We start from the raw sequence: 23162 nt of genomic DNA on the forward strand, positions 1-23162 counted from the left end.
TCAGACGGCGTCCGCCCATCCACAGCTCAGGCGAGCAGTCCGGGACCGAACAGCATCGCGAGGAAGCTCACGAGCATCGTGATTCCGACCGTCGTCGTGATCGTCCGCACCATCCCGCGGGTGGCCCCACCGGGGAGCCGGGAGAGCACCGCCTCGGTGCTGGTCCGGAGGATGTGCCCCCCATCCAGGGGGAACGCCGGGATGCAGTTGAAAAAGCCCAGTTGGACGTTGATCCAGCCGGTCCAGAACAGCAGGTTCGCGATGAGAAAGACCGGTCCATCGCCGAGTGCGGCGAGCGAGCCCTGCACCTCGTAGAAGTTCTCGACGCCACCGGTGAAGCCGGCGAAGTTGAACGGGAGGAGGCCGATGAAGCCGATAAGCGGCAAGAACAGTACGAGGACGATCTGCCCGAAGAACGAGTCAGTCATCCCGCCGAACCCACCGTCGTCACCCCCGCCGAGGATGGCCAGATACTCCTCGGCCGGGTAGAGCTGGACGCCGAGATCAGAGAGCGCCAGCCCGGAGACCTCTTCGACAGTCTCGATGCCCAGGAAGCCGATGTCTTCGGAGGGGTGCTCGCCGAGGGTGACCTCGTACTCCTCGCGTTCGTCGTCGACGTACGCGGCGACCGTAACCGTCTGGCCGGGCTCGGTTCCGTCGAGCGCCTCAGAGAGGTCGGCACCCGACTGGATGCGCTGGTCGTCTATCGCAGTGATCACGACGACGTCACCGGCCGGCGCGCCGGCCGCCGCCAGCGGCTCGTCGGGGGCGACGCCGACGGAGGCGCCGATCGGAATCTCGCGAGTGATCTCTTCGCCGTCCTCGCGTTCGACAGTAAGGGTCGCCACCTCGTCGTCGCCGACGGCGTCGAAGAAGGCGGCCTCCGTCGAGACCGGCTCGTCGTCGACGGCGACGATCCTGTCACCGACGTGCAGATCCGTCGGTCCGTTCTCGATCGCGACGGTGACCAGCAGCGACCGCTCGACGGTGACGGTCCGGTCGCCGTCGAGTTCGACCTCGATCGTCTCGGCGTCGATTTCGGCGAGGCGCTCGTCTAACTCGTCGTTCGACTCGATCGCCTGCCCGTCGATCGCGGTGATCCGTTCGTTGGCGCCGATATCGGCGTCTTCGGCAGGCGAGCCGGGTGCAACGCCGGCGACGCCTGCACCCGGGGCGACGGCGATCGCACCCGCAATCGGACCGAACAGCAGCGCGAAGGCGATGATCGTAATCGCGAAGTTGTTCATCACACCGGCGGCGAACATCCGCGTCTGACCGCCGCGGCTCGCCTCTCGGCTGTCATCGGGGTCTGGCTGGACGAACGCGCCGATCGGAAGCACTGCGAGCATCGCGACGCCCATCGACTCGATATCGATGTCCTCAACTCGGCAGAGCAGGCCGTGACCGCCCTCGTGGACCACGAGTCCGACCAACAGTCCAAAGACGATTCCGGGCGCGGCCGACAGCGGGAGGAAGTCGTTGACGCCGGGGATGACCAGCACGTTCCGAGGCTGTTGGACCGGCGAGGTCGGCTGAGGCGAGGTGAGCGCCCCGATCGCCGCGAACAGCAGGAAAACGAACATGCTGATCATGACAACGATGGCGATTCCGACGCCGAGGTTGGCCCAGGCACGCCAGAAGCGCGTCGGGCCGGAGAGCCAATCTAAAAACGCTCGACCACGGGTCGTATGGATCGTCAGAATCGGGCCTTGCGTACCGACGTACGACGGGAGCAGACCGCGATTTCGAAGGACGATGATTCCGAGCCAGTAGACGGCGAGGCCAAAGAGAACCCAGCCGAGAACGCCGGACGTCAGCGTCTCGAGGAAGGCAGGTGCGACGAGGAAGCCGGAGTCCATCAGTACACTCTCGGGGAGGCGTTCTCAAATGGCTTTTGTCCGCAATCGGGTCTCGAAAAACAGAGAGTCGGCGATGGCTAGCTATCCGGACAGCTACCGCTCGCGACGCAGCCGCGCGACGACGAACGCCCGGTCGACCTTCGCGAGGAAAGGGCCGAGCTTCGGCCCCTGGCTCTCGTCGAAGAAGAGGCGGTAGCCCGCGGCGAAGAAGTCGCCGACGTCGACGTCGTGGCGACGTGCGGCGTCGTAGATCTCGCCCTGAATCTCCTCGGGGCCGGCCCCGGACTCCACGACGTCGGCGAGGTCCGCGAGGGCGGCCTCGGTCGACTCGTCGAACTCGTGCTCCGGGATGTCGGACCGCTTGAGTTCGTAGTCGAACTCGTTTTCGGTTCGGCGGGCCCAGGTTCTGGCTCGCTCGACGCGTTCGAGGGCGGCCTCGACGGCCCACTCGGGGGCGTCCTCGGGAATGTGGCCTTCGCGGCGAGCAATCTCCTCGCGCAGGTCTGGATCGTCTGTCATCCCGAGCACCGCGGCGAACGTGTAGGGGAGGCGAATCCGTTCCTCGCGGGGCTCTTCGACGAGGAAGGGATAGACGCGCTCTGCGAAGGCAGTCTCGTCCTCGTCGGCGTCGATCTCGCCGAAGTAGATCGCCTCGAGCCGGTCGAACTCGTCGACGAGCTGGTCTAGACGCTCGATGCTGAAGTTCCGTGCTCGCGAGGGGTCCTTCGCGAAGAAGTACCGGAGTACTTCCGGCTCGAGCAGTTCTAAGACGTCCGAGACGAGGATGACGTTCCCCTCGGAGGACGAAAATGGCTCCCCGTCGAGGGTGAACCACTCGTACACCATCGGGACCGGGGGCTCGATTCCGAGGACGTTGCGCGCGACGTCCTGGCCGCTTGGCCAGGATCCCTCAGCGTGGTCCTTGCCGAAGGGTTCGAAGTCGACGCCGAGGGTCTGCCACTGGCCGGGCCACTCGAAGCGCCAGGGGAGTTTCCCCTCGCGGATCGTCGCAGTTCCCTCGTGGCCACAGCCATCGATGGTGCGGTCGCCGGCGTCCATGTCGGTACAGCGGTAGTCGACGGTGGGGAGCGAAGCGTCGTCAGCTCCGACACTGCCGGCGGTGTCGCCACCCTCCAGATCGACGCCAGTGACGGTCTCGGTAAGCTTGCCACAGTTCTCGCAGATCGGGTTGAACGGGACGTACTCCTCGTCGACCTTGTCCTGGTACGCCGAGAGGACTTCGCGCGCGAGATCCCGATTCTCGAGGACGTGGCGGGAAACCGCGTCGAACGTGCCGTCTTCGTAGAGATCCGTGTTGGAGAGCAGATCGATCGGAACGTCGACGGCGTCGGCGCTGTCCTCGATGATCGTCGAGAAGTGCTCCCCGTAGGAGTCACAGCAGCCAAAGGGGTCCGGAATGTCGGTGTAGGGGGCGCCCAGGTTGCGTCCGAGTGCGCCCGCGTCAACGTCGCCTAAATCGACCAGTTCGCCGTCGAGATCACAGAGCGTCCGGGGAAGCTTCCGCAGTGGATCGCGGTCGTCCGCGGTGAACACCTGGCGAACCTCGTGACCGCGCTCGCGAAGCACCTCGGCGACGAAGTACGTCCGGAGGAGTTCGTTGACGTTCCCCAGGTGGGGGACGCCCGACGGCGAGATACCGCCTTTGACGACGATCGGCTCGTCGGAGTCGGCTTCCGCGTCGGCATCGTCGGACGCACCGACGCGGTCCTCGACGGCGTCTGCGACCTCGTCGGCCCAGAACGCGTGGTGTGCGTCGTCGTCCGCCTGGAGAGCGTAGGGGCTCGCCTCGTCGGTCATTCTGCAGCCCAGTAGGTCGGCTCGTCGCCGGCGCGCTCGGGGATGACGTCGGTGCCCTCATGGTCGCCACGCCGGACAGCGCGGGCGATTCGGTCGGGGTCGGTTCCGTCCAAGACGATGGTCCGCATCCCCGACCGTTCGATGATCTTCGCTGCGAGCAGGTCGACCGGTGCGGAGGCACCGGCGTTCATCTCCAGCCCCGCGATGACGTCGACGAGCTCGCTGGCGGTGAGTTCGTCGTACTTCTGGGCGTCCTCGGTCTCGTTGGGGTCGTCGCTGTAGACGCCGGGGACGCTCGTCGCGTAGACGAGCAAGTCGGCATCGACGTACTCTGCGAGGGCGGCGCTGACGGCGTCGGTCGTCTGGGCCGGCGCGACGCCACCCATCACGGAGACGTTGCCGTTCTCGATGGAGCGACGGGCCTCCTCGTAGTCGTCCGCGGGTGCGGTGACCGATTGCTCGCCGAGCGCAGCGATGAGCAGTCGGGCGTTGAGTCGCGTGACGTCGATACCGAGTTGGTCGAGTTCGATCTCGTTCGCGCCGAGGTCGCGGGCGGCCGAAATGTACTCCCGGGCGACGCCGCCGCCCCCGACGACGGCGCCGACCTGACAGCCCTCCGCGAGCAGCTCCTCTAAAATGGTCGCGTATGGTGCGATTCGATTGCTCCCCGGATCAGGGACGAGAACACTCCCACCGATTGAAACGACGACGTTCATACTATCGCGGAGTAGCCGGGATGTCGCCTTAAGAATTATTAACCCCGGATCCGGCGCAGTGACCAGCTACTAGGCCGCGATAGCAACGCCTCCAGAAGCGGACGGGCGACAGCTACAAACCGGAACACGCCCATATCTGCGGTATGTACGTCCTCGGTATCCACGGAGCGGGGAACGCTCCAGTACACGCCGCCGTCGTCGATCGAGTCGTCGAGACGCTGTCTCAGGCGGGCCGGGTCGGTGTCATCCGGTACGACGCGACGATCGCCGATGGAACCGCCAGTACGGTGACGACAGGCGGCGACGTAAGCTACGAACTCGGCGCCGACGGCGACTGGGTCGCCAACGGAACCGGTATGGACGTCGACGACGCGCTGGAGGCGCTGGCGCCCGACTACGACTACGCGGTCGTCGTCGGCGTTGACGGGTTAGAGTATCCGTCGCTGGTCGTCGGGAGAGACGAACGAGACCGGGAGGGTCCCGTCCTCGCAGCCGTCGACAGGCCGAGCGGGTTAGCGGAGGTGGATCTCGTCTCGAAACTCGAATCGACGGAGCCATACGAGACGCTCGAATCGCTGATCGCGGCCATCGAAGACGAGCCAGGCGCAGCGCAATCGGGTGCGATCGCGACGTTCACCGGGCGCGTTCGCGCAAAAGACGGTCCGAACGACGAACGAACCGAGTTTCTGGAGTTCGAGACCTACGAGGGCGTCGCCGAGGCTCGCATGGACGCGATCCGGTCGGATCTAGAGGCGCGCGAGGGCGTTCACGCGGTGGCGCTTCACCACCGAACCGGCGTCGTCGCCGCGGGAGAGGACATCGTCTTCGTCGTCGTGCTCGCGGGACACCGCGAAGAGGCGTTTCGAACGGTCGAAGACGGCATCAACCGGCTGAAAGACGAGGTGCCACTGTTCAAAAAGGAGGTCACGGTCGACGAAGAGTTCTGGGTCCACCAGCGGTGATGACGCGCCAGCGAGTCGACAGCCAACTGGGTGTGTCACCGATGGATTTGACCGCCCAGAGACTGTTTCTGTCGAGGCCCTGACTGTTCCAGAGAGGAGTGTAGAGAAGCGGTTATAAAACCTCTAACTACATCTAAGACAGTTGTGAACGATTCGGTGGCACTCAGCAAACGGTCGAATTACTGGAAATACCGTGAAGGGACACGAAACACCACGAAGCGTCATCCTATTATATAGTCAGCTGTCGGAAAGGGGTGGATGTCGATGAGCACGACAGCCCAACCCTCCACGGAAAGCAAAGAACACCGTCTGAAGAGCTACCTCCGTACTCGCGCCGAAGAGGGCGAGTTATACTTCAAAGGGAAGTTCATCGCGGACGATGTCGGTTTGTCGCCGAAGGAAATCGGCGCGCTGATGAACAAACTCTCACAGTCCATGTCCGATCTCGAGATCGAGAAGTGGTCGTACACGAGCGCGACGACCTGGCGCGTCGCCCCCGCCTGAGCGCTCATCGACGCGGAACCGACCTGCGTGCCATACGTGTCGGAGCGTTCCAAATCGCTATCCGACACACCCCGTTTTTCCGCGTTGTTGTCCGAAAGCGACAGCGCCGGTCGCGATAGTGTCCGATCAGCCGTGTGTGTAGCCCCGATCTGGGAGTTTCTCACCATCCATCCTGATTCCGGTTTCGACGACTGTTCCAATCGGCGTCAGCGAGGTCGGACACGCGTCACGGGCTGCTGACAGGGATTGCGCTGGAACGGTACAGACCAGTTCGAAGTCCTCCCCGAAGGTGATCGCACGGTCGAGTACCTGCTCGTCAGCCTCGGAGAGTGCGTCGGCGACCGGGACGGCGGCCGAGTCGATCTCGACGCCACACCCCGACGCTTCCGAAAGCTGGTGGAGCGAGCGCACCAGCCCGTCGCTCGAGTCCATCATCGCGCTGGCGTGGGGAGCGAGGGCTCGGCCGGCCGCGACACGCGGCTCGAACCGAAAGAGTTCGTTCGCACGCTCTGCCAACGCCGTATCGTCGGTTTCACGAGCACGAGAGAAGAGATCGAGTGCAGCGGCGCTTCGCCCGAGCGTTCCCGTCACACAGATACGGTGGCCGGGAGCGGCACCATCTCGGAAGACCGGCCGATCGGTTCGACCGATTGCCGTCGTGACCACGGTGAACTCGTCGTGGGTGTCGAGATCGCCGCCGACGTAGGCGGCGTCGACCAGTTCGCAGACGTCTCGGGCACCTCGAACGAACGCGAGTACCTCCTCGCGGTCGAACTCGGGCGCGGCGTAGGCCGCGACCGCCGCGGTAGCCTCGGCACCCATCGCGGCGACATCCGAGAGGGAGGCACCGACCGCGCGCCAGCCGGCGGTGTAGCGGGTCGTTCCCGGCGGGAAATCCGTCGTCTCGTGGAGCATGTCGGTCGTCACCACGAGATCGTCGACGATCGCAGCGTCGTCGCCCACCGGGTCGAGTTCGGCTGCGAGCACCCCCAGGGCGTCGCGCTCGTCGAAGTCCATGCGCCCTCGTTACGACTGCAAGGCGAAAAACCGCCCGACCGGCGCCGGCGCCCGATCCGGCGGTGAGCGCAAGCGGCTTCTCGCGGGCGCTCTCGACAACGATGGCCTTAAATGCCGCCGCAGGGAACGATTCCCCAATGGCTACGATGTACGACGTCCCGGCGGACGCGCTGATCGACGCGCTCGCCGCCGACCTCGAGGACCGGCTCGACGAACCAGACTGGGCGCAGTTCGCAAAGAGCGGTGTCGACCGCGAGCTCCCGCCGACCCAGGAAGACTTCTGGGCGACCCGCGCGGCGAGTCTGCTGCGGAAGGTTGCCGACAACGGCCCCATCGGTGTCGAGCGCCTCGCCACCGAGTACGGCGGCGGCAAGAGTGGCTCGACCCGCTACCGAGTCGCTCCGGACAAGCGAGCCGACGGCTCCCGGAACCTGATCCGAACGATCCTCCAGCAGCTAGAGGACGAAGACTTAGTCGAGACGGCCGACGGCGAGGGGCGGCGTATCACCGCCGAGGGCCGCAGCCTTCTCGACGAGACCGCAGGCGAGGTCTTAGAAGAGCTCGACCGACCGGAACTCGAGCGCTACGCGTAATTCAGCCCCGTCCGTAATCATTTTCCGCTCCCCTGCGTAACGGTCAGGTATAGCTATGAGTGGCTCACCAGACGACGAGAAACTCGAGGAGCTCCGACAGAAGAAACTGGAGCAACTCCAGGAGCGCGCCGAGTCACCACAGGACGAGGGCGCTCAGGAGGCCGCCCAGCAGCAAGCTGAGGCCCAGAAGCAGGCCCTGCTCCGCCAGCACCTGACCGACGACGCCCGCAAGCGACTCAACACGGTCAAGATGAGCAAGCCGGAGTTCGGCGAGCAGGTCGAACAGCAGGTCGTCGCGCTGGCCCGCAGCGGTCGGATCCAGGGAACGATCGACGATGCGAAGATGAAGCAGCTGCTCCAGGAACTCAAACCCGAGTCCAAGAGCTTCGACATCAAGCGGCGCTGATGCGGCTCGGACTGCTCTACAGCGGCGGAAAGGACTCGACGCTCGCGGCGCTGCTGCTCGAGCGCTTCTACGACGTCACCCTCGTGACGGCGCACTTCGGCGTCACCGACGACTGGAAACACGCCAGAGAGACCGCCATATCTGCCGGTTTCGCGTTCGACCGCCTCGAACTCGACCCGGCAGTCGCTCGCGAGGCAGCCGAGCAGATTCGGACGGACGGCTACCCCCGAAATGGTGTCCAGCAGGTTCACCTCCACGCCCTAGAGCGGGTCGCCGAGGCGGGGTACGACGCGGTCGCCGACGGCACCCGTCGCGACGACCGCGTTCCGTCGGTCTCGCGAGCCCAGGCCCAGAGCTTAGAGGACCGCCACGGCATCGAGTACATCGCCCCGCTGTCGGGATTCGGCCGGGGAGCGGTCGACCGGCTCGTCGAGCGCACCCTCGACGTGACTGTCGGCCCAAGCGAGGAGATCACGCGGGCCGACTACGAGGCCGAGATTCGGTCGATCATCGCCGCCGAGGACGGCCCGGAGGCGATCGGGGATCTGTTCCCCGACCACGAACAGACGCACGTGACCGGCGTCAGACGGAGCTGAATCGGGAAACGACCGCCGCCACAGCGTCCCGTCCGCGAACGAAAGGTTAGAAGGTCGCCCTCGCCGAATCACCGGTCATGTACGACGGCATCAAGGGCTTTCCCGACTTCTACCCCGGCGAGATGGCTGCCAGACGGCAGACCATCGATAGCTTGGAAGACACCGCCCGCAGCTACGGCTTCCGCGAGATCGGCACGCCCGCGCTCGAACGCGCCGAGATGTGGACGGACAAGAGCGGCGACGATATCGTCGACGAACTGTACGCCTTCGAGGACCAGGGCGGGCGCCACGTGACGCTGACCCCGGAGCTGACGCCGACGGTCGCCCGGATGGTCGTCGCGAAACAGCAGGCGCTCTCGAAGCCGATCAAGTGGTTCTCGACGCGGTCGTTCTGGCGCTACGAGCAGGTCCAGCAGGGCCGCCAGCGCGAGTTCTACCAGACCAACGTCGACATCTTCGGCTCGAGCGAACCCGAGGCCGACGCCGAGATCCTCGCCTGGGCCGCCGACGCCCTCACCGGGCTGGGACTCACCGGCGAGCACTTCGAGTTCCGGATCTCCCATCGGGACATCTTGGGGGGCGTGCTCGAAACCTACGACGAAGATATCGAGATCGACGAGGCCATCCGCGCGGTCGACAAATCGGACAAACTCGAGACTGCGGAGTACCACGACGACCTCGTCGCGGCCGGGCTCACCTACGAGCAGGCCGCCGAGTTCGACGAGCTGATCGCCGGCGGCGAGTTAGACGACGTGGTCGCGTTCGCCGAGAACGAGCGCGTCACCGACGCCGTCGAGAACCTCCAGGCCGTCTTAGACGCCGCCGCGGACTTCGGTGCCCGCGAGTACTGTACGATCTCCCTCGAGACGGCCCGTGGACTGGACTACTACACCGGCGTCGTCTTCGAGTGCTTCGATTCGGCGGGCGAAGTCTCGCGGTCGATCTTCGGCGGCGGACGCTACGACGACTTGATCGAGAGCTTCGGCGGCCAGCCGACGCCCGCCGTCGGCGTCGCGCCCGGCCACGCGACTCTCCCCCTGCTGTGCCAGCGCGCCGGCGTCTGGCCCGCCGAGGAGGTCACCACGGACTACTACGTCCTCCAGGTCGGCGACACCCGCCCCGAGGCCGCCCGGATCGCCCGCGATCTGCGCGAGCGAGGTCACGTCGTCGAATCCGACGTCGCGGGCCGGTCGTTCGGCGCGCAGCTGAACTACGCCGACTCGATCAACGCCGAGACGGTCGTCATCGCCGGCGAACAAGACTTAGCGAACGACGAGGTGACCATAAAGGACATGGAAAGCGGTGACCAGACGCAGGTGCCAGTTGGGGAGTTCCCCGGAGACATAGAGCAGCCGACGATCGCGGACTTCGAGTAGCAAGAGAGCGAGTCAGCGCTGTCGGTCGGTCAGTCGTCGAACTCCTCAACGTACGCGAGGCGGAGATACAGGTCGTCGTACGCGACGAACGCCGGACCGTCAGCGTCGGTCTGGATCGCCTCCCACTGCGTCTCCAGTTCCTCTCGCTCCTCGCTTCCGTACAACACGGGGTCGCTGACGACGGTGTCGCCGTCCGAAACGTCGTCGCGGTCATCGATTCGGTGTAGCAACGCGTCGAGCGGTTCGAACCCGTCGAGGACGTCGTGGTCGGGCGGGTAAGTCTCCCCCTCCGGAGACGCCGTGAACACCTCTGCGCGAACGTACACTCGGTCCGGTGTTCGACCTCCGTCGTCGGAATCGCTGTCTTCAGTATCGTCCGAGTTGGACTGGTCGGCATCGAGACAGCCGGTCACGGCTGCAGGGAGGGCGAGTCCGGCCGTGCCGATGAGCGTCCGTCGATCCATACGATTTGTATCCACACCATCAGGTAAGTGCCTTCTCCAGACGCAGTCCTCGGCGGCGCTCTCCGGATAAATTCTCGGCGGGAGGCGGTATTAACTGTCCCAACGGTGTAGGGCGCTCGATGGCCGACACCTCCTCGAAAGACGACGCCCGTCCAAACGTGCTGTTCGTCCTCACCGATCAGGAGCGCTACGACTGCACCGCCCCCGACGGGCCGCCGGTCGAGACGCCCACGATGGATCGGCTCTCCGCCGAGGGGATGCGCTTTTCGCGGGCGGTGACGCCGATCAGTATCTGTACGAGCGCGCGGGCCTCGCTGCTGACGGGCCTGTTTCCTCATGCCCACGGGATGCTCAACAACAGCCACGAGGCGGACGCGATCCGGCCGAACCTGTCTCCGGAGCTGCCGACGTTCTCCAAGGTGCTTTCGGAGGCGGGCTACGAGCTGACCTACACCGGCAAGTGGCACGTCGGCCGCGACCAGACGCCCGAAGAGTTCGGCTTCTCGTATCTCGGCGGCAGCGACACACACCACGACGACATCGACGAGGCGTTCCGGGAGTATCGCGAGGAGCTCGGCGTTCATCCCGACGAGATCGATCTCGCAGACGAGATCTACACCGACGGCGACCCCGAGACGGGGACGCTGGTAGCCGCCGAGACGCCCGTCGACGTCGAGGAGACCAGAGCGTACTTCCTCGCCGAACGGACGGTCGACGCGATCGAAGCCCATGCAGAAGGGGGCGACGGTTCGGGAACCGGCGGCGAGGTGGCCGCGGGCGACGGCGGCGGCGCGGCCGCTGGCGGCGGCCAGCCCTTCTTCCACCGGGCAGACTTCTACGGTCCTCACCACCCCTACGTCGTCCCCGAACCCTACGCCTCGATGTACGACCCCGACGAGATCGGTCCCTGGGAGAGCTACGCCGAGACGTTCGACGGAAAGCCCCGCGTCCACGAGGCGTTTCTCTCCTACCGCAGCGTCGAGGGCTTCGACTGGGACACCTGGTCCGAGGCGGTCGCGAAGTACTGGGGATTCGTCTCCCTGATCGACGACCAGCTCGGGCGCATTCTGGATGCGTTGGAGCGGACCGGGCTCGCTGAGGAGACCGTCGTTGTCCACGCTGCCGATCACGGCGACTTCGCGGGGGCCCACCGCCAGTTCAACAAAGGGCCGCTGATGTACGACGACACCTATCGGATCCCGCTGCAGGTCCGCTGGCCCGGCGTCGTCGAACCCGGAACCGTTTGCGAAGCGCCGGTGCACCTCCACGACCTGGCGCCGACCTTCCTCGAGATCGGCGGGTCGGAGGTGCCGGCGTCGTTCCAGACGCGGAGCCTTCGCCCACTATTGGAGAACAGCGGCGAAGCGCCCGCAGACTGGCCGGAAAGCACGTTCTCGCAGTACCACGGCGAGGAGTTCGGGCTCTACACCCAACGGATGGTCCGCACCGAACGGTACAAGTTCGTCTACAACGGCCCCGACGTGAACGAGCTGTACGATCTCGAGCGCGATCCCGCGGAGCTACAGAACCTGGTCGACCACCCCGAGTACGAGGGCGTCCGCCGGGAGCTACAGGACCAACTCGTCGAGTGGATGGAGACCACGGACGATCCGAACCGGAAGTGGGTGCCGGGAACGTTCGACTGAGCCGACGCCGAGCGTGTTCCAAAGCGACGGCAAACTCGCCGTCAGAAAACTGGCGACGCCGCAGTCGGGCGACGAGCGATTCCGGCTGGTCGGTCAGGCGGCGATCGATTCCGGCCGGTCAATCAGGCTGCAATCGACTCGAGCCGATCGAACGGAACTGCGACCGACTCGCCCGGCCGATCCCGGTCGTCGAACGCTTCGGGTCGAACAATGGGAGCGAGAGCTTCGAGCGTCTCGACGAGACGCGGGCCAGGCCGGTTCAGGTACTGATCGCCGTCCATCGCCCAAACGCGACCGTTCCGAACCGCAGCGAGGTCGTCCCACCCCTCGCGATCCGTCAGGTCGGACCGATTGTCGGCCGTCTGCTCGAGGTCGAACCCACAGGGAGCGACGACAATTATCTCAGGATCGTAGGCGCGAATCTCGTCCCACTCGCGCGGACGGGAGCGCTCGCCGACGCCCACAGGGTACTCTCCGCCGGCCGCCTCGACCAACTCTGCAGTCCAGTGGCCAGCGAGCATGACGGGGTCGGTCCAGTCGAAGATCGCGACACGGGGACGAGATCCATCGAGATCCCCCGTCTGCTCACGGATCGCGTCGATTCGACCACTCAGTTCGTTCCGAAGCGTGGCCGCCCGCTCCTCACGGCCGATCGCCGCGCCAATCTGTGAGACGTCGTCGAGGACGTCCGTAACGGTGTGGGGATCGGTTGTGAGAAGTTCGGGATCGGCAGTGATCTCGGAGAGAGCGTCGGCGACGACGACCTCGTCGACTGCACAGACGTCACACAGTCCCTGGGTAACGACGATGTCGGGATCGATCGCGTCGAGCGTTTCGACATCAACGTCGTAGACGCCCGAGTTGTCGTCGGCTTCCGCATCGGTCGATCCGCCTCCCGACACGACCTCGAGAACCTGCCCGTCGATCTCCGCGCTCGAGGCGTCGGCGTCGATCCGAGATCGAGTAATTGCGGGAGCCAACACCGCTTTCGGCGGGTGATCGCACTCGTGGGAGACGCCGACTGGGTCGACTCCCAGCGCGGCGACGATTTCCGTCGCGGAAGGCAGCGTCGTGACGACTCGCATAGATGGGGATAGGGGCGGGCGGGACAAAAGTGGCTCCGTCGACAGCGGTGGTCAGTTGGGTTCGATCAGTGCACTCCGCTCTCGGATCACTCGTCGTCCGGGTCGAACTCGTCGGTGTCGAGCTCCGAGCCGCCGACCGCGACGCTCCCATCGTCGATCTCGATAACGGTTCCCTCCGCAGTTCCACCGCCGCGCTCTGGGGCGTCGACCGGACCGAACGGTCCGCCCTCAATCATCCGATCGGCGGCCGCGCCGGCCTCGCGATTGACCTCCCAGGCGAAGCGCACGACGGCCTCGAGATCGGTTCCGACGGCTTGCGCGTCGGGATTCGTCGTCAGGGTAGCGAGACTCCGTGCGCCCTCGGGATGAAGGTACTGGAGGGGATGATCGGCGGGAACCTCGCGGAGATCGACCTCGAACGACCAGAGTGTCGGGAGGACGTGGAGGGCGTACCCCTGTGGTTTCGGTGCGCGCCTCGCAGCGGCGCTCAACGCGACGGTCGCGGCGGTGTTTTTCGCGTCGGTTTCGTAGTAGACGCCGGGGAAGCCGGGAATCGAGAGGCGCATACCACACCCAGTCAGCCACAGCCCGAGAGTGCTGACCCGGCATATCCAAGGACGGCTGCTCGAAGAGACCGACAGCTGCCTGGAGTGTGGGGAAATACATATAGTACTGGGCTGACCTTTCTGGACCGATGGTCCACTCCGCCCTCCCCTCCATCTCGACAGAGCGCATTCACGCGTATCTGCGCAACTGCGTGCGGATCGATACGCGGACGCTGGCAGTCTTTCGGGTGTTTTTGGGGCTGCTCATCGTCGCGGACATGCTGCTTCGGTCGCGAAACTTCTCGTTTTACTACACCGACGACGGGCTCGTGCCACAGGAGCTGGCGACGTCGGTCACCTCCGAGGGCGCCTTCTCGTTTTACTTTATGACCTCGAATCCGGACCTGCTGGCGGCGTTGTTCGTGATTCAGGCGCTGATCGCGGTCCAGTTGATCGTCGGCTACCGGACCCGGCTCGCGACGATCCTCTCCTTTCTGTTCGTCATTTCGCTCGACCACCACAACCCGCTGGTGACGAGCTACGCCGACATCATCTTCCGACTGCTGTTGTTCTGGGCGATGTTCCTCCCCCTCGGCGAGCGCTGGTCGATAGACGCGGTCCACCGCGACCGGGCGCCGCGGGCATCCGTCGCGAGCATCGCGTCGTTCCTGATTCTCGGGCAGATGGTCTTCATGTACGTCGTCAACGCCTTGCACAAGGTCCAGTCGTCGCTGTGGAGAGAGGGCGACGCCGCCCCCCTGGTGCTCGGCTTGGACGAGATGACCTACCTCATCGGAGACATCGTCAGAGAGTTCTCCGTGCTGTTGCAAATCGGCGGGCTAACCTGGCTCTACTTACTCTCGTTGTCGTGGCTCATGTTCTTCCTCCGCGGACGCCCGCGGATGCTGTTCGCGGGGATGTTAATGGCCGGCCACGCCTCGTTCGCGCTCACGGTCCGGATCGGGGCGTTCTCCTACGTCTGTATCACCGGCCTGACGCTGTTCCTCCAGGCGCAGTTCTGGGACGACCTCTCGACGGTGGCCAACCGGGTGGGGCTGCTGGGCTCGCGACTCGCGGCGCTCCCGGATCGGCTGGCCCGGGTTGCTGGATACGTCCCCGACATCCGTATCGACTCACCGCGGATCAGGAAGGGGCGCGAGGAGTTACACACCGTCGCGATCATCCTCGTCGTCGCCTCGATGGTCCTCTTTTCGACGATTACGTTCCTCCAGTTCGCGGGTGCGATTCAGGGCGAGTTGGGCCCCGAACAGGAGATCGAAAACGTCGCCCAGAGCTTCTCGGCCGACCAGCCCGAGTGGGGCGTCTTCGCGCCGACGCCGCGAACGACGGACCGGTACTACGTCTTCGCCGCCGTCGACGAGGACGGCGAGTACTACGATGTCTACAACGACCGAGAGTTGCGCTATGACAGACCACACGAGGAGTTACAGAAGCAACACGGGACCTACCGGGAGCGCTTTTTTATGAACAGCGTCCGGCGCGGCTCGGGGTCGGATCCACACATTCGTGAACTCGTCGCAGACGACATCTGCACGACGTGGGACGACGAGCGCGACATTACCCTCACCCACATCAACATGTACGAGATCACCGAGGACGTGACCCACGACACGGTGCAGGCCCACGAGGACCGCGACCAGGAGTGGAACCGCTTCTACCACCACGGCTGTGACGACCGGAATCCGACGATCATCCAGCCGCCCGAGGACTTCCCGCGAGCAGACTAACCGAACCGCCGTCGCTGGACCGTTTCTTCGTCGCGAGACTGCCAGAAGCACAACACTGATTGGGCCAAGTGTCGTTGATTCGGCAATGGCCGAAGACGTCTCGGCGGAGCATCCGGTCGTCCTGTTCGACGGGGTCTGTAACCTCTGTACCGGCTCCGTCCAGTTTCTTATCGAGCGCGATCCCGAGGGCGTCTTCCGATTCGCGCCACTGCAGTCGTCGGTCGCCGAGGAGCTCCTCGAAGACACCGACGTCGACCCCGACGATCTCGACTCCGTCGTCGTGATCGACGACGGGCGGGTGTACGAGAAGTCAGACGCCGTCCTCCGCGTCGCGGCCTATCTCGGCGGGATCTACCGGCTGTTGCCGCCGTTTCGGTTCCTCCCCACGCGCCTTCGTAATCTCGTCTACGACTTCGTCGCCGCTCGACGGTACGGCTGGTTCGGGAAAAAAGACCAGTGTATGATGCCGACACCGGAGCTCCAGTCGCGGTTTCTGGCAGGCGGCCCCGGGCCGGATTCCTCGGAAGTACAGGAGACCTGAGGGGCGAGTCCGAACCGGGCCCGCGGAACCTGTCAACGAAGTTTTTTGTCAGTAGAGAGTGTGGTATCCGTATCCCATGAACAGACGGTCCCTGCTTGCGGCGAGTGGCACGAGCGTCCTCCTCGGTGTGAGCGGCTGTCTCGACGAACTCGACAGCGGAGACGAAAACGAAACCGACGACGATGGATCCGAGGGCGAGGTCCCAGGCTGCCTCCAGAAGGAGTCGTGGCCCGATGGGGGCGGAGAGATCGAGGATCCGCCATCGGAATCGATCGCCGGGCGCCGCGACTGTACGAACGCGGACCGACCGGAGCCGACGGGAGATGTGTGCACCGAACACGAGATCACGTTCGGCGACGGGACCGAAACGTTCCGAAGCGAGGGTGTCGAACCGTACCCCGACCCACCGGAAGAGTTCACCGAGGAAGCGGTGCGATCGTTCGTCTCCGACTACGAGCAGGCGTACAGACAGAACGGGGCAGTCGAGAGGCTCGAGGATCGATTGCTCGGATTTAGCGTCTCGGTCGAAGACGATGCCACGCAGACGCTCGAGGCGGACGATGACATCGACCGAATTCGTATCGAGTACACCGTGGGTTCGAGCATCGTCGATCGCGACGGAGCGGGCACTGTAGAATCCGACCCGTACGGAGACGCCGCCGTGTACGGAGTCGACGAAACGGGTGTCGTTCGCGCAGAGGCCGAGTACTACCAGACCGACGATGACGACGAGGAAGAGACGCCGGACCCTGTCGAAGAGGGCGACTTGCTCGAGTGCTTCTGAACGGCAGCTTCGCGCTGCTCACTGTCGATGTTGCGCCTTACGCGAGGTCGTAGAGATCGCCGTACTTCTCGTCGACGTACTCGAGGAACGCGTCGGCGGCGAACGACTCGCCAGTGGCGCGTTCGACCAAATCGGGCGTCGTGTACCGTTTGCCGTGGCGGTGGACGTTCTCGCGGAGCCACTCGTTGAGGTCGTCGAACTGGCCGGCACGGATGCGCTGGTCGAGCGAGCCGAGGTCGTCCTCGGCGGCGGCGTAGAGCTGGGCGGCGAGGACGGAGCCAAGCGAGTACGTCGGGAAGTAGCCAAAGGAGCCGTGGCTCCAGTGGATGTCCTGCAGGCAGCCCTCGGCGTCGGTTTCGGGGCGGACACCGAGGTACTCTTCGTACTTATCGTTCCACGTCTCGGGAACTTCAGAGACGTCGAGGTCACCCCGAATCAGGTCGCGCTCGATCTCGAAGCGGATCACGATGTGGAGGTGGTAGGTGAGTTCGTCCGCCTCGACGCGGATGAGGTTGTCGTCGTGGACCTGGTTTGTGGCCTCGTAGGCGTCCCACGGGGTGACGGTCGCGAGCCCGGGGAAGCGATCGCGGGCGGTCGGCAGGAAGTGCTCCCAGAACGCCCGCGACCGGCCGACGTGGTTCTCCCAGAGCCGCGACTGGGACTCGTGAACCGAGAGGTCCCGCGCCTCGCCCAGCGGGGTCCCGTAGGCGTCGTCGGGCAGCCCGATCGTGTAGTTCGCGTGGCCGAACTCGTGGATCGTCGAGGTGAGCGACCCCAGCAAGTCCGACTCGTCGAACCGGGTCGTCACGCGAGCGTCGAACTGCGTTCCCGAGGAGAAGGGGTGAGGGGCCGTATCGAGCCGGCCGCGATCCCAGTCATAGCCCAGCGAATCGAGAACGTCCCGGGCGAGGGCCTCCTGGTCGGCGTCGGCGAACGTGCCGGCGAAGGCGTCGGTCGCGAGGTCGGCGTCCGAGTCGCCGATCGCATCGATCAGCGGGACGAGTTCCTCGCGTAGGCGCTCTAAGACGCGTTCTGCCGTCTCCAGGTCGAGGTAGGGCTCGTACTCGGCGTAGAGCACGGCGTAGGGATCCGCGTCGGGATCGATGTGATTCGCGTACTCGCGCTTGAGCGAGACCAGCTCCTCGAGGGTGGGCGCGAACGCCTCGAAGTCGTCGTCCGCTTTTGCCTGCTTCCAGGCGGGGTGGGCGTTGGTCGTCGCCTCCGAGATTTCGGCGACGAGCGCCTCGGGGACGCTCGTGGCGCGGTCGTACTGGCGGCGCACCTCCCGGACGACCGCGGCCTGATCGGCTTCGAGGTCGATCGACTCGAGAGCATCGAGCAAGTCGCCGGTCTCCTCGGCGGTCAGCAGTTCGTGGGAGAGCGTCGAGAGCGTCGAGAGCTGCTTCGCTCGGGCCGGCGTCCCCGCCTCCGGCATGACGACCTCCTGGTCCCAGCGCAGAACGCCGGCGGCGTTGCCGACGTTCGCGATGCGTTCGACCCGTTCTTCGAGCTGCTCGTAGCTCTCCTCGACCGACGCCGATTGCTCGGTTGCCATTGGCTCGCGGTACGGCGAGAACGCCCATCAACGTCGTGGTTCCGGCGAGTGAGAACACGGCCCGCTGCCACCGCACTTTCACGCCTCGGCGCCGTCGTGCTGGTAGATCGCGAGGTAGATCGAGGCGATCGCACAGACGATTCCACCACCGAAGACGAGCGCGTACGGTGACTCCGTCGGCGAGAGCCAGCCGTCGGCGACCGTCAGCCCGATGAAGCCGACCACGAGGAGGGCGAACGCGACGGTTCGAAGGTACATGGAGAGCTGAAAGAGGCGACCGCGGTTCGGGCCGCCGTCGCCCGATCCGTTCTCAGCAACCTGTGGCGACTGGGTGCTAGAGCGAGCTCGTGCCGCTCGAGCGGCCCGCTTGCGCCGCTCCTCGGCGCGCTCGAGGCGGTCCTGTCGGGCGGTGTCGCCGTCCGGATCGCGATCGGCGGGCATCGGTCCGAGGGACGCACGGATCGGCCCTAAATGCAGCGCTCGATGGGCGAAGACCGGCGACCGTCGCGCTCACTCGATCGGGCCTTGCCAGCCCTCGGCCAGCGAGCGGTACGTCTCGAAACAGCGCTCGAGAACGGCGATCGAGACGCTCTCGTCGTCGGTGTGAGCCTCGCCGGGTTCGGCGGCGCCGTAGATGACGCACTCGGTTCCGGACGCGGCGAGCCAGCCGGCGTCGGTCGCGTGGGGTTTCGTCACGAATTCGGGCACGGCGGGCTGGGCGGCGTTGGCCGCCGCGAGCACCAGCTCGGCGAAGGCGTCGTCGGTACACCGCATCGGCGGCAAGTCCTGGTCGACGCGCCACTCGACGTCCGCCACGTCGGCAACGCGCTCTACGGGCGCGCGTTCGCTCGGCACCGTTCGCTCGTCGACGGTGACCGTACACTGATCCGGAACGACGTTCCAGGCCGAGCCGCCCTCGATCTCGGTAACGACGAGCGAGCCGGCGAGGCGCTCGCCGGCGACCGACACGGTCGGTGGCTCGATCTCCCGGAGCAGATCGACGGCGTCAGTGGCCCGGTAAATTGCGTTCTCGCCGGCACCCGGGTTGCTGGCGTGGGCGGCCGAACCGCGAGCGAGGATCGTACTCCCGCGGCGACCCTTGTGGGCGACGGCGACGTCGGTCACGTCGTCTCCCGAATAGTTCGTCGAGCCCTCGCCGACGACGGCGTAGTCGGGGGCGAAGCCGTCCTCGATCGCGGCCTGGACGCCGACACCGCCCTGTTCCTCGCCCGCGAAGCTGGCGAAGACGAGTTCGGCGTCGGGGTCGGCGTCCCGAAAGGCGAGCAGCATGGCCGCCAGCGCGCCCTTCATGTCGGCGGTGCCGCGGCCGTAGAGGCGGCCATCGCGCTCCTCGAGGTGGTAGGCGTCGCCGTCGAGCTGCGAATCGGCCGGCGGAACGACGTCGTGGTGGCCGACGAGCGCGAGCGTCGGAGCGCCCTCGCCCGTGCGAGCGATGACGTTTCCAGCGTCGTCACGGACGACTGCCGCGTCGGTTTCGCGTTCGAGCCACGAGACCAGGAATCGGCCGGCTGCAGCCTCGTCTTCGTGACTCGGGATCGAGACGAGTTCGCGGGTCAGTTCGGTGACCGTCGTCATGGGCGAGTGTTGGGTCCCAGCGTCGTGAGTGCACCGGTGGCGGTCACGGACCCGGCGTTGGAGGGTCAGCTGACGAGTGTCTATGCTACGCAGGTGCTAAACAGCGCAGAAAGCGGGCGGCTCTGTGAGTACCGCCCACCGAAGTGTCAGAGGCACACGACAGCGACCGAGGACCACGGGCGTGAGACGCTGTGGAGCGGTGGCTGCCGCAATGCAACAGCCAGTTCGCCGGTTTCGGTCCTTACCTTACCGTCTGTATCCGCGTACAGTCACTGAACAGTAGCAGCGATCAGAACAGGGTGTGAAACAGCGCTAAATCGGATATATTCGGGATAGAGATCCGCTTGTAGCCGATATCGACGAATAGCCACGTCATTCTCGACGGAAGTACTAAGAGGGGTCGGGAGACAAGTCGTCGATAATGGGGTACGAGTGGGGAACACAGCTGTTTCGGTCGCCACATCGACGCACGCTTCTGCGAGAACTTCGCTCAGAGCCGGGAGACACGCAGGCGCTCGTCGAACGAGTCTCGGTCTCGCGAGTAACCGTCCAGCGACACCTCCACCAGTGCTCAGAGCTCGGCTGGGTCCAGAAGGTCGACGGTCGCTACGAGCTCACGCCGGTTGGCGAGTTCGTTTGTGAGGCCACAACGGCCTTTGTAGACCGACTGTCGGTGCTCGAAGCGCACGGGGACATCATCGACGAACTCGCTGCCATCGACGACGAGTTCGACCCGCTCTTACTCGAGGACGTAACCGTCTCCGTAGCCAATGAGACGAATCCCCACGAGCCGCTCAGCCACTACCGAAACAGCATACTCGAGGAGTCGACGGAGACGGTCCGGGGAATCTCACCGGTGTTCAGTGAACTGTTCGTCGAAACGCACGAGCAGTTGCTCGCAGCGGGAGTCGAAACGGAGCTCATTACACCGCGATCGGTACTCGAGGTGGCACCGACACCGATGGAAGCGATTCCGACCTCGCTGTTTACTATTTTCGCGCTCGACCAGCCAATCGAGTTCGGGATGACGGTAACCGACGAGACCGCGTTCGTCGGCGTCTACGACGAGGGCGTGTTCGTCGCGTGCATCGAGAGCCAGGAGCCGGCGTTTTACGAGTGGGCAGTCGACGCCTATGAAAGCTACCGAGAGCAGGCGACCCGCGTTCCGCTCGAGGAATCCGCCGCTGGGGACGGGAACTGACCACCGTCCGGTGTCCCGCAGCCTTTTATTTACGAAGGTCGAACCATACGACATGAACGTCGTGCCGGATACGAGCGTGGTCATCGACGGCCGCGTCTCGGCGCAGGTCGAAGACGGGGAGTTCGCAGACGCGACGATCTTGGTACCGGAGGCCGTCGTCGCCGAGCTCGAAGCACAGGCCAACGACGGCTACGACAGCGGCTGGGACGGGCTCTCGGAGCTCCAGCGACTCGCCGAACTGGCAGACGAGGGGACGATCACCCTCGAGTACGTCGGCGACCGCCCCAGCGCGATCGAGCGCGGCCACGCCTCGGAGGGCGAGGTCGACGCCCTGATCCGGGATCTGGCCGAGGAACTCGACGCCACGTTCGTCACCAGCGACATCGTCCAGGCAGAGGTCGCCCAGGCGAAGGGGCTCGACGTCTCCTACGTCTCCCCCGAAGTGCGGGAAGTCGGCACGCTCGCCGTCGAGGACTACTTCGACGAGCAGACGATGAGTGTCCACCTGAAAAGCGGCGCCGTCCCGATGGCCAAACGCGGCGCTTTGGGTGAGATGCGCTACGAGGAGACCGCCGACGAGCCGCTCGACGAGGAGACGATCGACGAGTACGCCCGCGAGGTCGTCGACGGCGCCAAGGAGGCAAGCGAGGGATTCATCGAGCTCTCGGAGCCAGGGATGAAGATCGTCCAGTTCCGGGACTACCGGATCGCGATCGCCCGGCCGCCCTTCTCGGATGGCATCGAGATCACGGCCGTCCGACCGATCGCCCAGACCGACATCGAAGACTACGAACACGCCGACGAGCTGCGAGAGCGTCTCCTGGAGCACCAGCGCGGTGTCCTGATCTCTGGCGCGCCGGGGGCAGGCAAGTCGACGTTCGCCCAGGCGGTTGCCCGGTTCATCTCGAGTCACGACTACTCGGTCAAGACGATGGAAAAGCCCCGGGACCTCCAGGTCGGCCCCGAGATTACCCAGTACACCGAACTCGGCGGCGAGATGGCCAAGACGGCCGACGCCCTGCTGATGGTCCGGCCCGACTACACCATCTACGACGAGGTCAGAAAGACCGACGACTTCGAGGTCTTCGCGGACATGCGCCTGGCCGGCGTTGGCATGATCGGTGTCGTCCACGCCACCCGCGCGATCGACGCCCTCCAGCGCCTGGTCGGCCGGGTCGAACTCGGAATGATCCCGCAGGTCGTCGACACCGTCGTCTACATCGAGGCCGGCGAGGTCGCGAAGGTCTACGACGTGAAAACCGAGGTCAAGGTGCCCGCCGGGCTGACCGAGGAGGACCTGGCTCGTCCGGTCATCCTCATCACCGACTTCCAGACCGGCAAGCCCGAGTACGAGATCTACACGTTCAACCGCCAGGTCGTCACCGTCCCCCTCACCGACGAGGATAGTGGCCCCGGCGCCGAAACCGGCGTCGACCGCATCGCGAAAGGCGAGATCGAACGCGAGATCCGATCGGTCGCCCGCGGTTACGTCGATGTCGAACTGAAGGGGCAGAATACGGCCGTCGTCTACGTCGAAGACGACGACATCTCGAGTGTCATCGGGAAGGGTGGCGGGCGGATCACCGACATCGAGAACCGTTTGGGCATCGACATCGACGTGCGGACCCACGACGAGAACCCCCACTACGGGAACAGCGGCGGCGGTGGCAGTTCCGGCGGGGCGAGTGCGGCGGGATCGACCGGTGGCGGCGCCGGCCAGCGCGTCCAGCCCGAGATCACCTCCCGACACGTCGTGATTCCGGTCGACGGTAACCACGGCGAGACCGTCGAGGTGCAGGCCGGCGGCGAGTACCTGTTCACGGCGACGGTGAGTCGCGGGGGCGAAATACAGGTCTCGCGAGGGAGTGCGATCGCCGACGAGCTAGAGCAAGCGATCGATCGGACCCAGGCGATTACCGTCGTTCCCTCGTAGGGAATCGCACTGCGAGCGAACGCAGTGAATTGAGCAGCGTTTTTGGTGCAGATTTTTGCGCGAGTGGTGCGCCAGCGGCGCACCCGAGTGGAAAAAGGTGCGTGTGTGAGATTCAGGTCTCGCGAGGGAGCGCGATCGCTGACGAGTTAGAGCAGGCGATCGATCGGACCCAGGCGATTACCGTCGTTCCGTCCTAAATAGGCAGAGATTGCAGCCT

22 protein-coding genes are annotated in these 23162 nt (G+C 65.3%); 12 read left to right on the forward strand and 10 right to left on the reverse strand.

All coding sequences use genetic code 11. From position 1 onward, the window contains the following. Window positions 1-26: 26 nt before the first annotated feature. The 3 genes from OB905_09460 to pyrH form a co-directional block, all read right to left on the reverse strand. Window positions 27-1859, reverse strand: a complete 1833-nt coding sequence (locus OB905_09460) for a site-2 protease family protein (GenBank protein MCU4926208.1) — start codon at window positions 1857-1859, stop codon at window positions 27-29. Window positions 1860-1952: 93 nt separating this feature from the next. After that, window positions 1953-3677 (reverse strand): lysine--tRNA ligase, encoded by a 1725-nt coding sequence (lysS, locus tag OB905_09465; protein ID MCU4926209.1) that lies wholly within the window; start codon window positions 3675-3677, stop codon window positions 1953-1955. Further along, window positions 3674-4393 (reverse strand): UMP kinase, encoded by a 720-nt coding sequence (gene pyrH / locus OB905_09470; protein ID MCU4926210.1) that lies wholly within the window; start codon window positions 4391-4393, stop codon window positions 3674-3676. Before pyrH ends, lysS begins: the two co-directional genes overlap by 4 nt. A gap of 143 nt (window positions 4394-4536) precedes the next feature. Between pyrH and OB905_09475 the strand changes: the two genes are divergently transcribed. Together OB905_09475 and OB905_09480 are read left to right on the forward strand one after the other, a co-directional pair. Next, complete coding sequence (locus OB905_09475) at window positions 4537-5355, forward strand: molybdopterin synthase (GenBank protein ID MCU4926211.1); 819 nt, start codon at window positions 4537-4539, stop codon at window positions 5353-5355. A 258-nt stretch (window positions 5356-5613) separates the two neighbouring features. Then, entirely contained in the window at window positions 5614-5859 is a 246-nt protein-coding gene (locus OB905_09480; protein MCU4926212.1) for a hypothetical protein, read from the forward strand. A gap of 126 nt (window positions 5860-5985) precedes the next feature. Here OB905_09480 and thiL read toward each other — a convergent pair whose 3' ends face one another. After that, window positions 5986-6876, reverse strand: coding sequence for a thiamine-phosphate kinase (thiL, locus tag OB905_09485; protein ID MCU4926213.1), 891 nt, complete (start codon window positions 6874-6876; stop codon window positions 5986-5988). Window positions 6877-7013: 137 nt separating this feature from the next. Between thiL and OB905_09490 the strand changes: the two genes are divergently transcribed. The 4 genes from OB905_09490 (at window position 7014) to hisS (ending at window position 9847) form a co-directional block, all read left to right on the forward strand. Next, window positions 7014-7469, forward strand: a complete 456-nt coding sequence (locus OB905_09490) for a 30S ribosomal protein S19e (protein ID MCU4926214.1) — start codon at window positions 7014-7016, stop codon at window positions 7467-7469. 55 nt (window positions 7470-7524) lie between these two features. Then, window positions 7525-7875, forward strand: coding sequence for a DNA-binding protein (locus OB905_09495; GenBank protein ID MCU4926215.1), 351 nt, complete (start codon window positions 7525-7527; stop codon window positions 7873-7875). Next, the gene (locus tag OB905_09500) at window positions 7875-8471 is read left to right on the forward strand and encodes an alpha hydrolase (GenBank protein ID MCU4926216.1); all 597 of its coding nucleotides are present in this window, start codon (window positions 7875-7877) and stop codon (window positions 8469-8471) included. Before OB905_09495 ends, OB905_09500 begins: the two co-directional genes overlap by 1 nt. A 77-nt stretch (window positions 8472-8548) precedes the next feature. After that, complete coding sequence (hisS, locus tag OB905_09505) at window positions 8549-9847, forward strand: histidine--tRNA ligase (protein MCU4926217.1); 1299 nt, start codon at window positions 8549-8551, stop codon at window positions 9845-9847. A 29-nt stretch (window positions 9848-9876) separates the two neighbouring features. Here the strand turns inward: hisS and OB905_09510 are convergent, their stop codons facing one another. Further along, on the reverse strand, window positions 9877-10311 hold the full coding sequence (locus tag OB905_09510) for a hypothetical protein (GenBank protein MCU4926218.1): 435 nt from the start codon (window positions 10309-10311) through the stop codon (window positions 9877-9879). A 119-nt stretch (window positions 10312-10430) separates the two neighbouring features. Here OB905_09510 and OB905_09515 point away from each other — a divergent pair, with 119 nt between their 5' ends. Continuing rightward, entirely contained in the window at window positions 10431-11957 is a 1527-nt protein-coding gene (locus tag OB905_09515) for a sulfatase-like hydrolase/transferase (protein MCU4926219.1), read from the forward strand. A 122-nt stretch (window positions 11958-12079) separates the two neighbouring features. Here OB905_09515 and OB905_09520 read toward each other — a convergent pair whose 3' ends face one another. Together OB905_09520 and OB905_09525 are read right to left on the reverse strand one after the other, a co-directional pair. Beyond that, window positions 12080-13042 carry an ABC transporter substrate-binding protein gene (locus OB905_09520; GenBank protein ID MCU4926220.1) on the reverse strand — a complete coding sequence of 321 codons (963 nt, stop codon included), beginning with the start codon at window positions 13040-13042 and terminating at the stop codon, window positions 12080-12082. 86 nt (window positions 13043-13128) lie between these two features. Next, window positions 13129-13608 carry a hypothetical protein gene (locus OB905_09525; protein ID MCU4926221.1) on the reverse strand — a complete coding sequence of 160 codons (480 nt, stop codon included), beginning with the start codon at window positions 13606-13608 and terminating at the stop codon, window positions 13129-13131. A 128-nt stretch (window positions 13609-13736) separates the two neighbouring features. Between OB905_09525 and OB905_09530 the strand changes: the two genes are divergently transcribed. The 3 genes from OB905_09530 to OB905_09540 all read left to right on the forward strand — a co-directional run bounded on the left by OB905_09530 (window position 13737) and on the right by OB905_09540 (window position 16660). Then, window positions 13737-15335 carry an HTTM domain-containing protein gene (locus OB905_09530; protein MCU4926222.1) on the forward strand — a complete coding sequence of 533 codons (1599 nt, stop codon included), beginning with the start codon at window positions 13737-13739 and terminating at the stop codon, window positions 15333-15335. Window positions 15336-15420: 85 nt separating this feature from the next. Continuing rightward, on the forward strand, window positions 15421-15876 hold the full coding sequence (locus OB905_09535) for a thiol-disulfide oxidoreductase DCC family protein (GenBank protein ID MCU4926223.1): 456 nt from the start codon (window positions 15421-15423) through the stop codon (window positions 15874-15876). A gap of 76 nt (window positions 15877-15952) precedes the next feature. Beyond that, window positions 15953-16660 (forward strand): hypothetical protein, encoded by a 708-nt coding sequence (locus OB905_09540; GenBank protein MCU4926224.1) that lies wholly within the window; start codon window positions 15953-15955, stop codon window positions 16658-16660. Between the two features lie 37 nt (window positions 16661-16697). Here the strand turns inward: OB905_09540 and OB905_09545 are convergent, their stop codons facing one another. From OB905_09545 to OB905_09555, 3 genes are all read right to left on the reverse strand, one after another. Beyond that, on the reverse strand, window positions 16698-18215 hold the full coding sequence (locus tag OB905_09545; GenBank protein MCU4926225.1) for a carboxypeptidase M32: 1518 nt from the start codon (window positions 18213-18215) through the stop codon (window positions 16698-16700). Between the two features lie 78 nt (window positions 18216-18293). After that, window positions 18294-18656, reverse strand: a complete 363-nt coding sequence (locus OB905_09550; GenBank protein MCU4926226.1) for a hypothetical protein — start codon at window positions 18654-18656, stop codon at window positions 18294-18296. 69 nt (window positions 18657-18725) lie between these two features. After that, window positions 18726-19811: a M20/M25/M40 family metallo-hydrolase gene (locus tag OB905_09555; GenBank protein MCU4926227.1), complete on the reverse strand. Its 1086-nt coding sequence runs from the start codon at window positions 19809-19811 to the stop codon at window positions 18726-18728. Between the two features lie 421 nt (window positions 19812-20232). Here OB905_09555 and OB905_09560 point away from each other — a divergent pair, with 421 nt between their 5' ends. Further along, complete coding sequence (locus OB905_09560; GenBank protein MCU4926228.1) at window positions 20233-21012, forward strand: hypothetical protein; 780 nt, start codon at window positions 20233-20235, stop codon at window positions 21010-21012. A gap of 52 nt (window positions 21013-21064) precedes the next feature. Then, window positions 21065-22945: a PINc/VapC family ATPase gene (locus OB905_09565; protein MCU4926229.1), complete on the forward strand. Its 1881-nt coding sequence runs from the start codon at window positions 21065-21067 to the stop codon at window positions 22943-22945. Window positions 22946-23162: the final 217 nt, after the last annotated feature.

It is taken from the genome of Halobacteria archaeon AArc-dxtr1 (assembly GCA_025517425.1).
Taxonomy (GTDB): domain Archaea; phylum Halobacteriota; class Halobacteria; order Halobacteriales; family Natrialbaceae; genus Halostagnicola.

Excerpts from the sequence above, each read along its gene's own strand:
- OB905_09510 (MCU4926218.1), bottom strand. The coding sequence starts at position 10,311 with ATGGATCGACGGACGCTCATCGGCACGGCCGGACTCGCCCTCCCTGCA.
- OB905_09530 (MCU4926222.1), top strand. The coding sequence starts at position 13,737 with ATGGTCCACTCCGCCCTCCCCTCCATCTCGACAGAGCGCATTCACGCG.
- OB905_09565 (MCU4926229.1), top strand. The coding sequence starts at position 21,065 with ATGAACGTCGTGCCGGATACGAGCGTGGTCATCGACGGCCGCGTCTCG.
- OB905_09475 (MCU4926211.1), top strand. The coding sequence starts at position 4,537 with ATGTACGTCCTCGGTATCCACGGAGCGGGGAACGCTCCAGTACACGCC.
- OB905_09460 (MCU4926208.1), bottom strand. The coding sequence starts at position 1,859 with ATGGACTCCGGCTTCCTCGTCGCACCTGCCTTCCTCGAGACGCTGACG.
- hisS (MCU4926217.1), top strand. The coding sequence starts at position 8,549 with ATGTACGACGGCATCAAGGGCTTTCCCGACTTCTACCCCGGCGAGATG.
- OB905_09545 (MCU4926225.1), bottom strand. The coding sequence starts at position 18,215 with ATGGCAACCGAGCAATCGGCGTCGGTCGAGGAGAGCTACGAGCAGCTC.
- OB905_09525 (MCU4926221.1), bottom strand. The coding sequence starts at position 13,608 with ATGCGCCTCTCGATTCCCGGCTTCCCCGGCGTCTACTACGAAACCGAC.
- lysS (MCU4926209.1), bottom strand. The coding sequence starts at position 3,677 with ATGACCGACGAGGCGAGCCCCTACGCTCTCCAGGCGGACGACGACGCA.
- OB905_09515 (MCU4926219.1), top strand. The coding sequence starts at position 10,431 with ATGGCCGACACCTCCTCGAAAGACGACGCCCGTCCAAACGTGCTGTTC.
- OB905_09500 (MCU4926216.1), top strand. The coding sequence starts at position 7,875 with ATGCGGCTCGGACTGCTCTACAGCGGCGGAAAGGACTCGACGCTCGCG.
- thiL (MCU4926213.1), bottom strand. The coding sequence starts at position 6,876 with ATGGACTTCGACGAGCGCGACGCCCTGGGGGTGCTCGCAGCCGAACTC.
- OB905_09480 (MCU4926212.1), top strand. The coding sequence starts at position 5,614 with ATGTCGATGAGCACGACAGCCCAACCCTCCACGGAAAGCAAAGAACAC.
- OB905_09520 (MCU4926220.1), bottom strand. The coding sequence starts at position 13,042 with ATGCGAGTCGTCACGACGCTGCCTTCCGCGACGGAAATCGTCGCCGCG.
- OB905_09550 (MCU4926226.1), bottom strand. The coding sequence starts at position 18,656 with ATGCCCGCCGATCGCGATCCGGACGGCGACACCGCCCGACAGGACCGC.
- OB905_09555 (MCU4926227.1), bottom strand. The coding sequence starts at position 19,811 with ATGACGACGGTCACCGAACTGACCCGCGAACTCGTCTCGATCCCGAGT.
- OB905_09495 (MCU4926215.1), top strand. The coding sequence starts at position 7,525 with ATGAGTGGCTCACCAGACGACGAGAAACTCGAGGAGCTCCGACAGAAG.
- OB905_09560 (MCU4926228.1), top strand. The coding sequence starts at position 20,233 with ATGGGGTACGAGTGGGGAACACAGCTGTTTCGGTCGCCACATCGACGC.
- OB905_09490 (MCU4926214.1), top strand. The coding sequence starts at position 7,014 with ATGGCTACGATGTACGACGTCCCGGCGGACGCGCTGATCGACGCGCTC.
- OB905_09540 (MCU4926224.1), top strand. The coding sequence starts at position 15,953 with ATGAACAGACGGTCCCTGCTTGCGGCGAGTGGCACGAGCGTCCTCCTC.
- OB905_09535 (MCU4926223.1), top strand. The coding sequence starts at position 15,421 with ATGGCCGAAGACGTCTCGGCGGAGCATCCGGTCGTCCTGTTCGACGGG.
- pyrH (MCU4926210.1), bottom strand. The coding sequence starts at position 4,393 with ATGAACGTCGTCGTTTCAATCGGTGGGAGTGTTCTCGTCCCTGATCCG.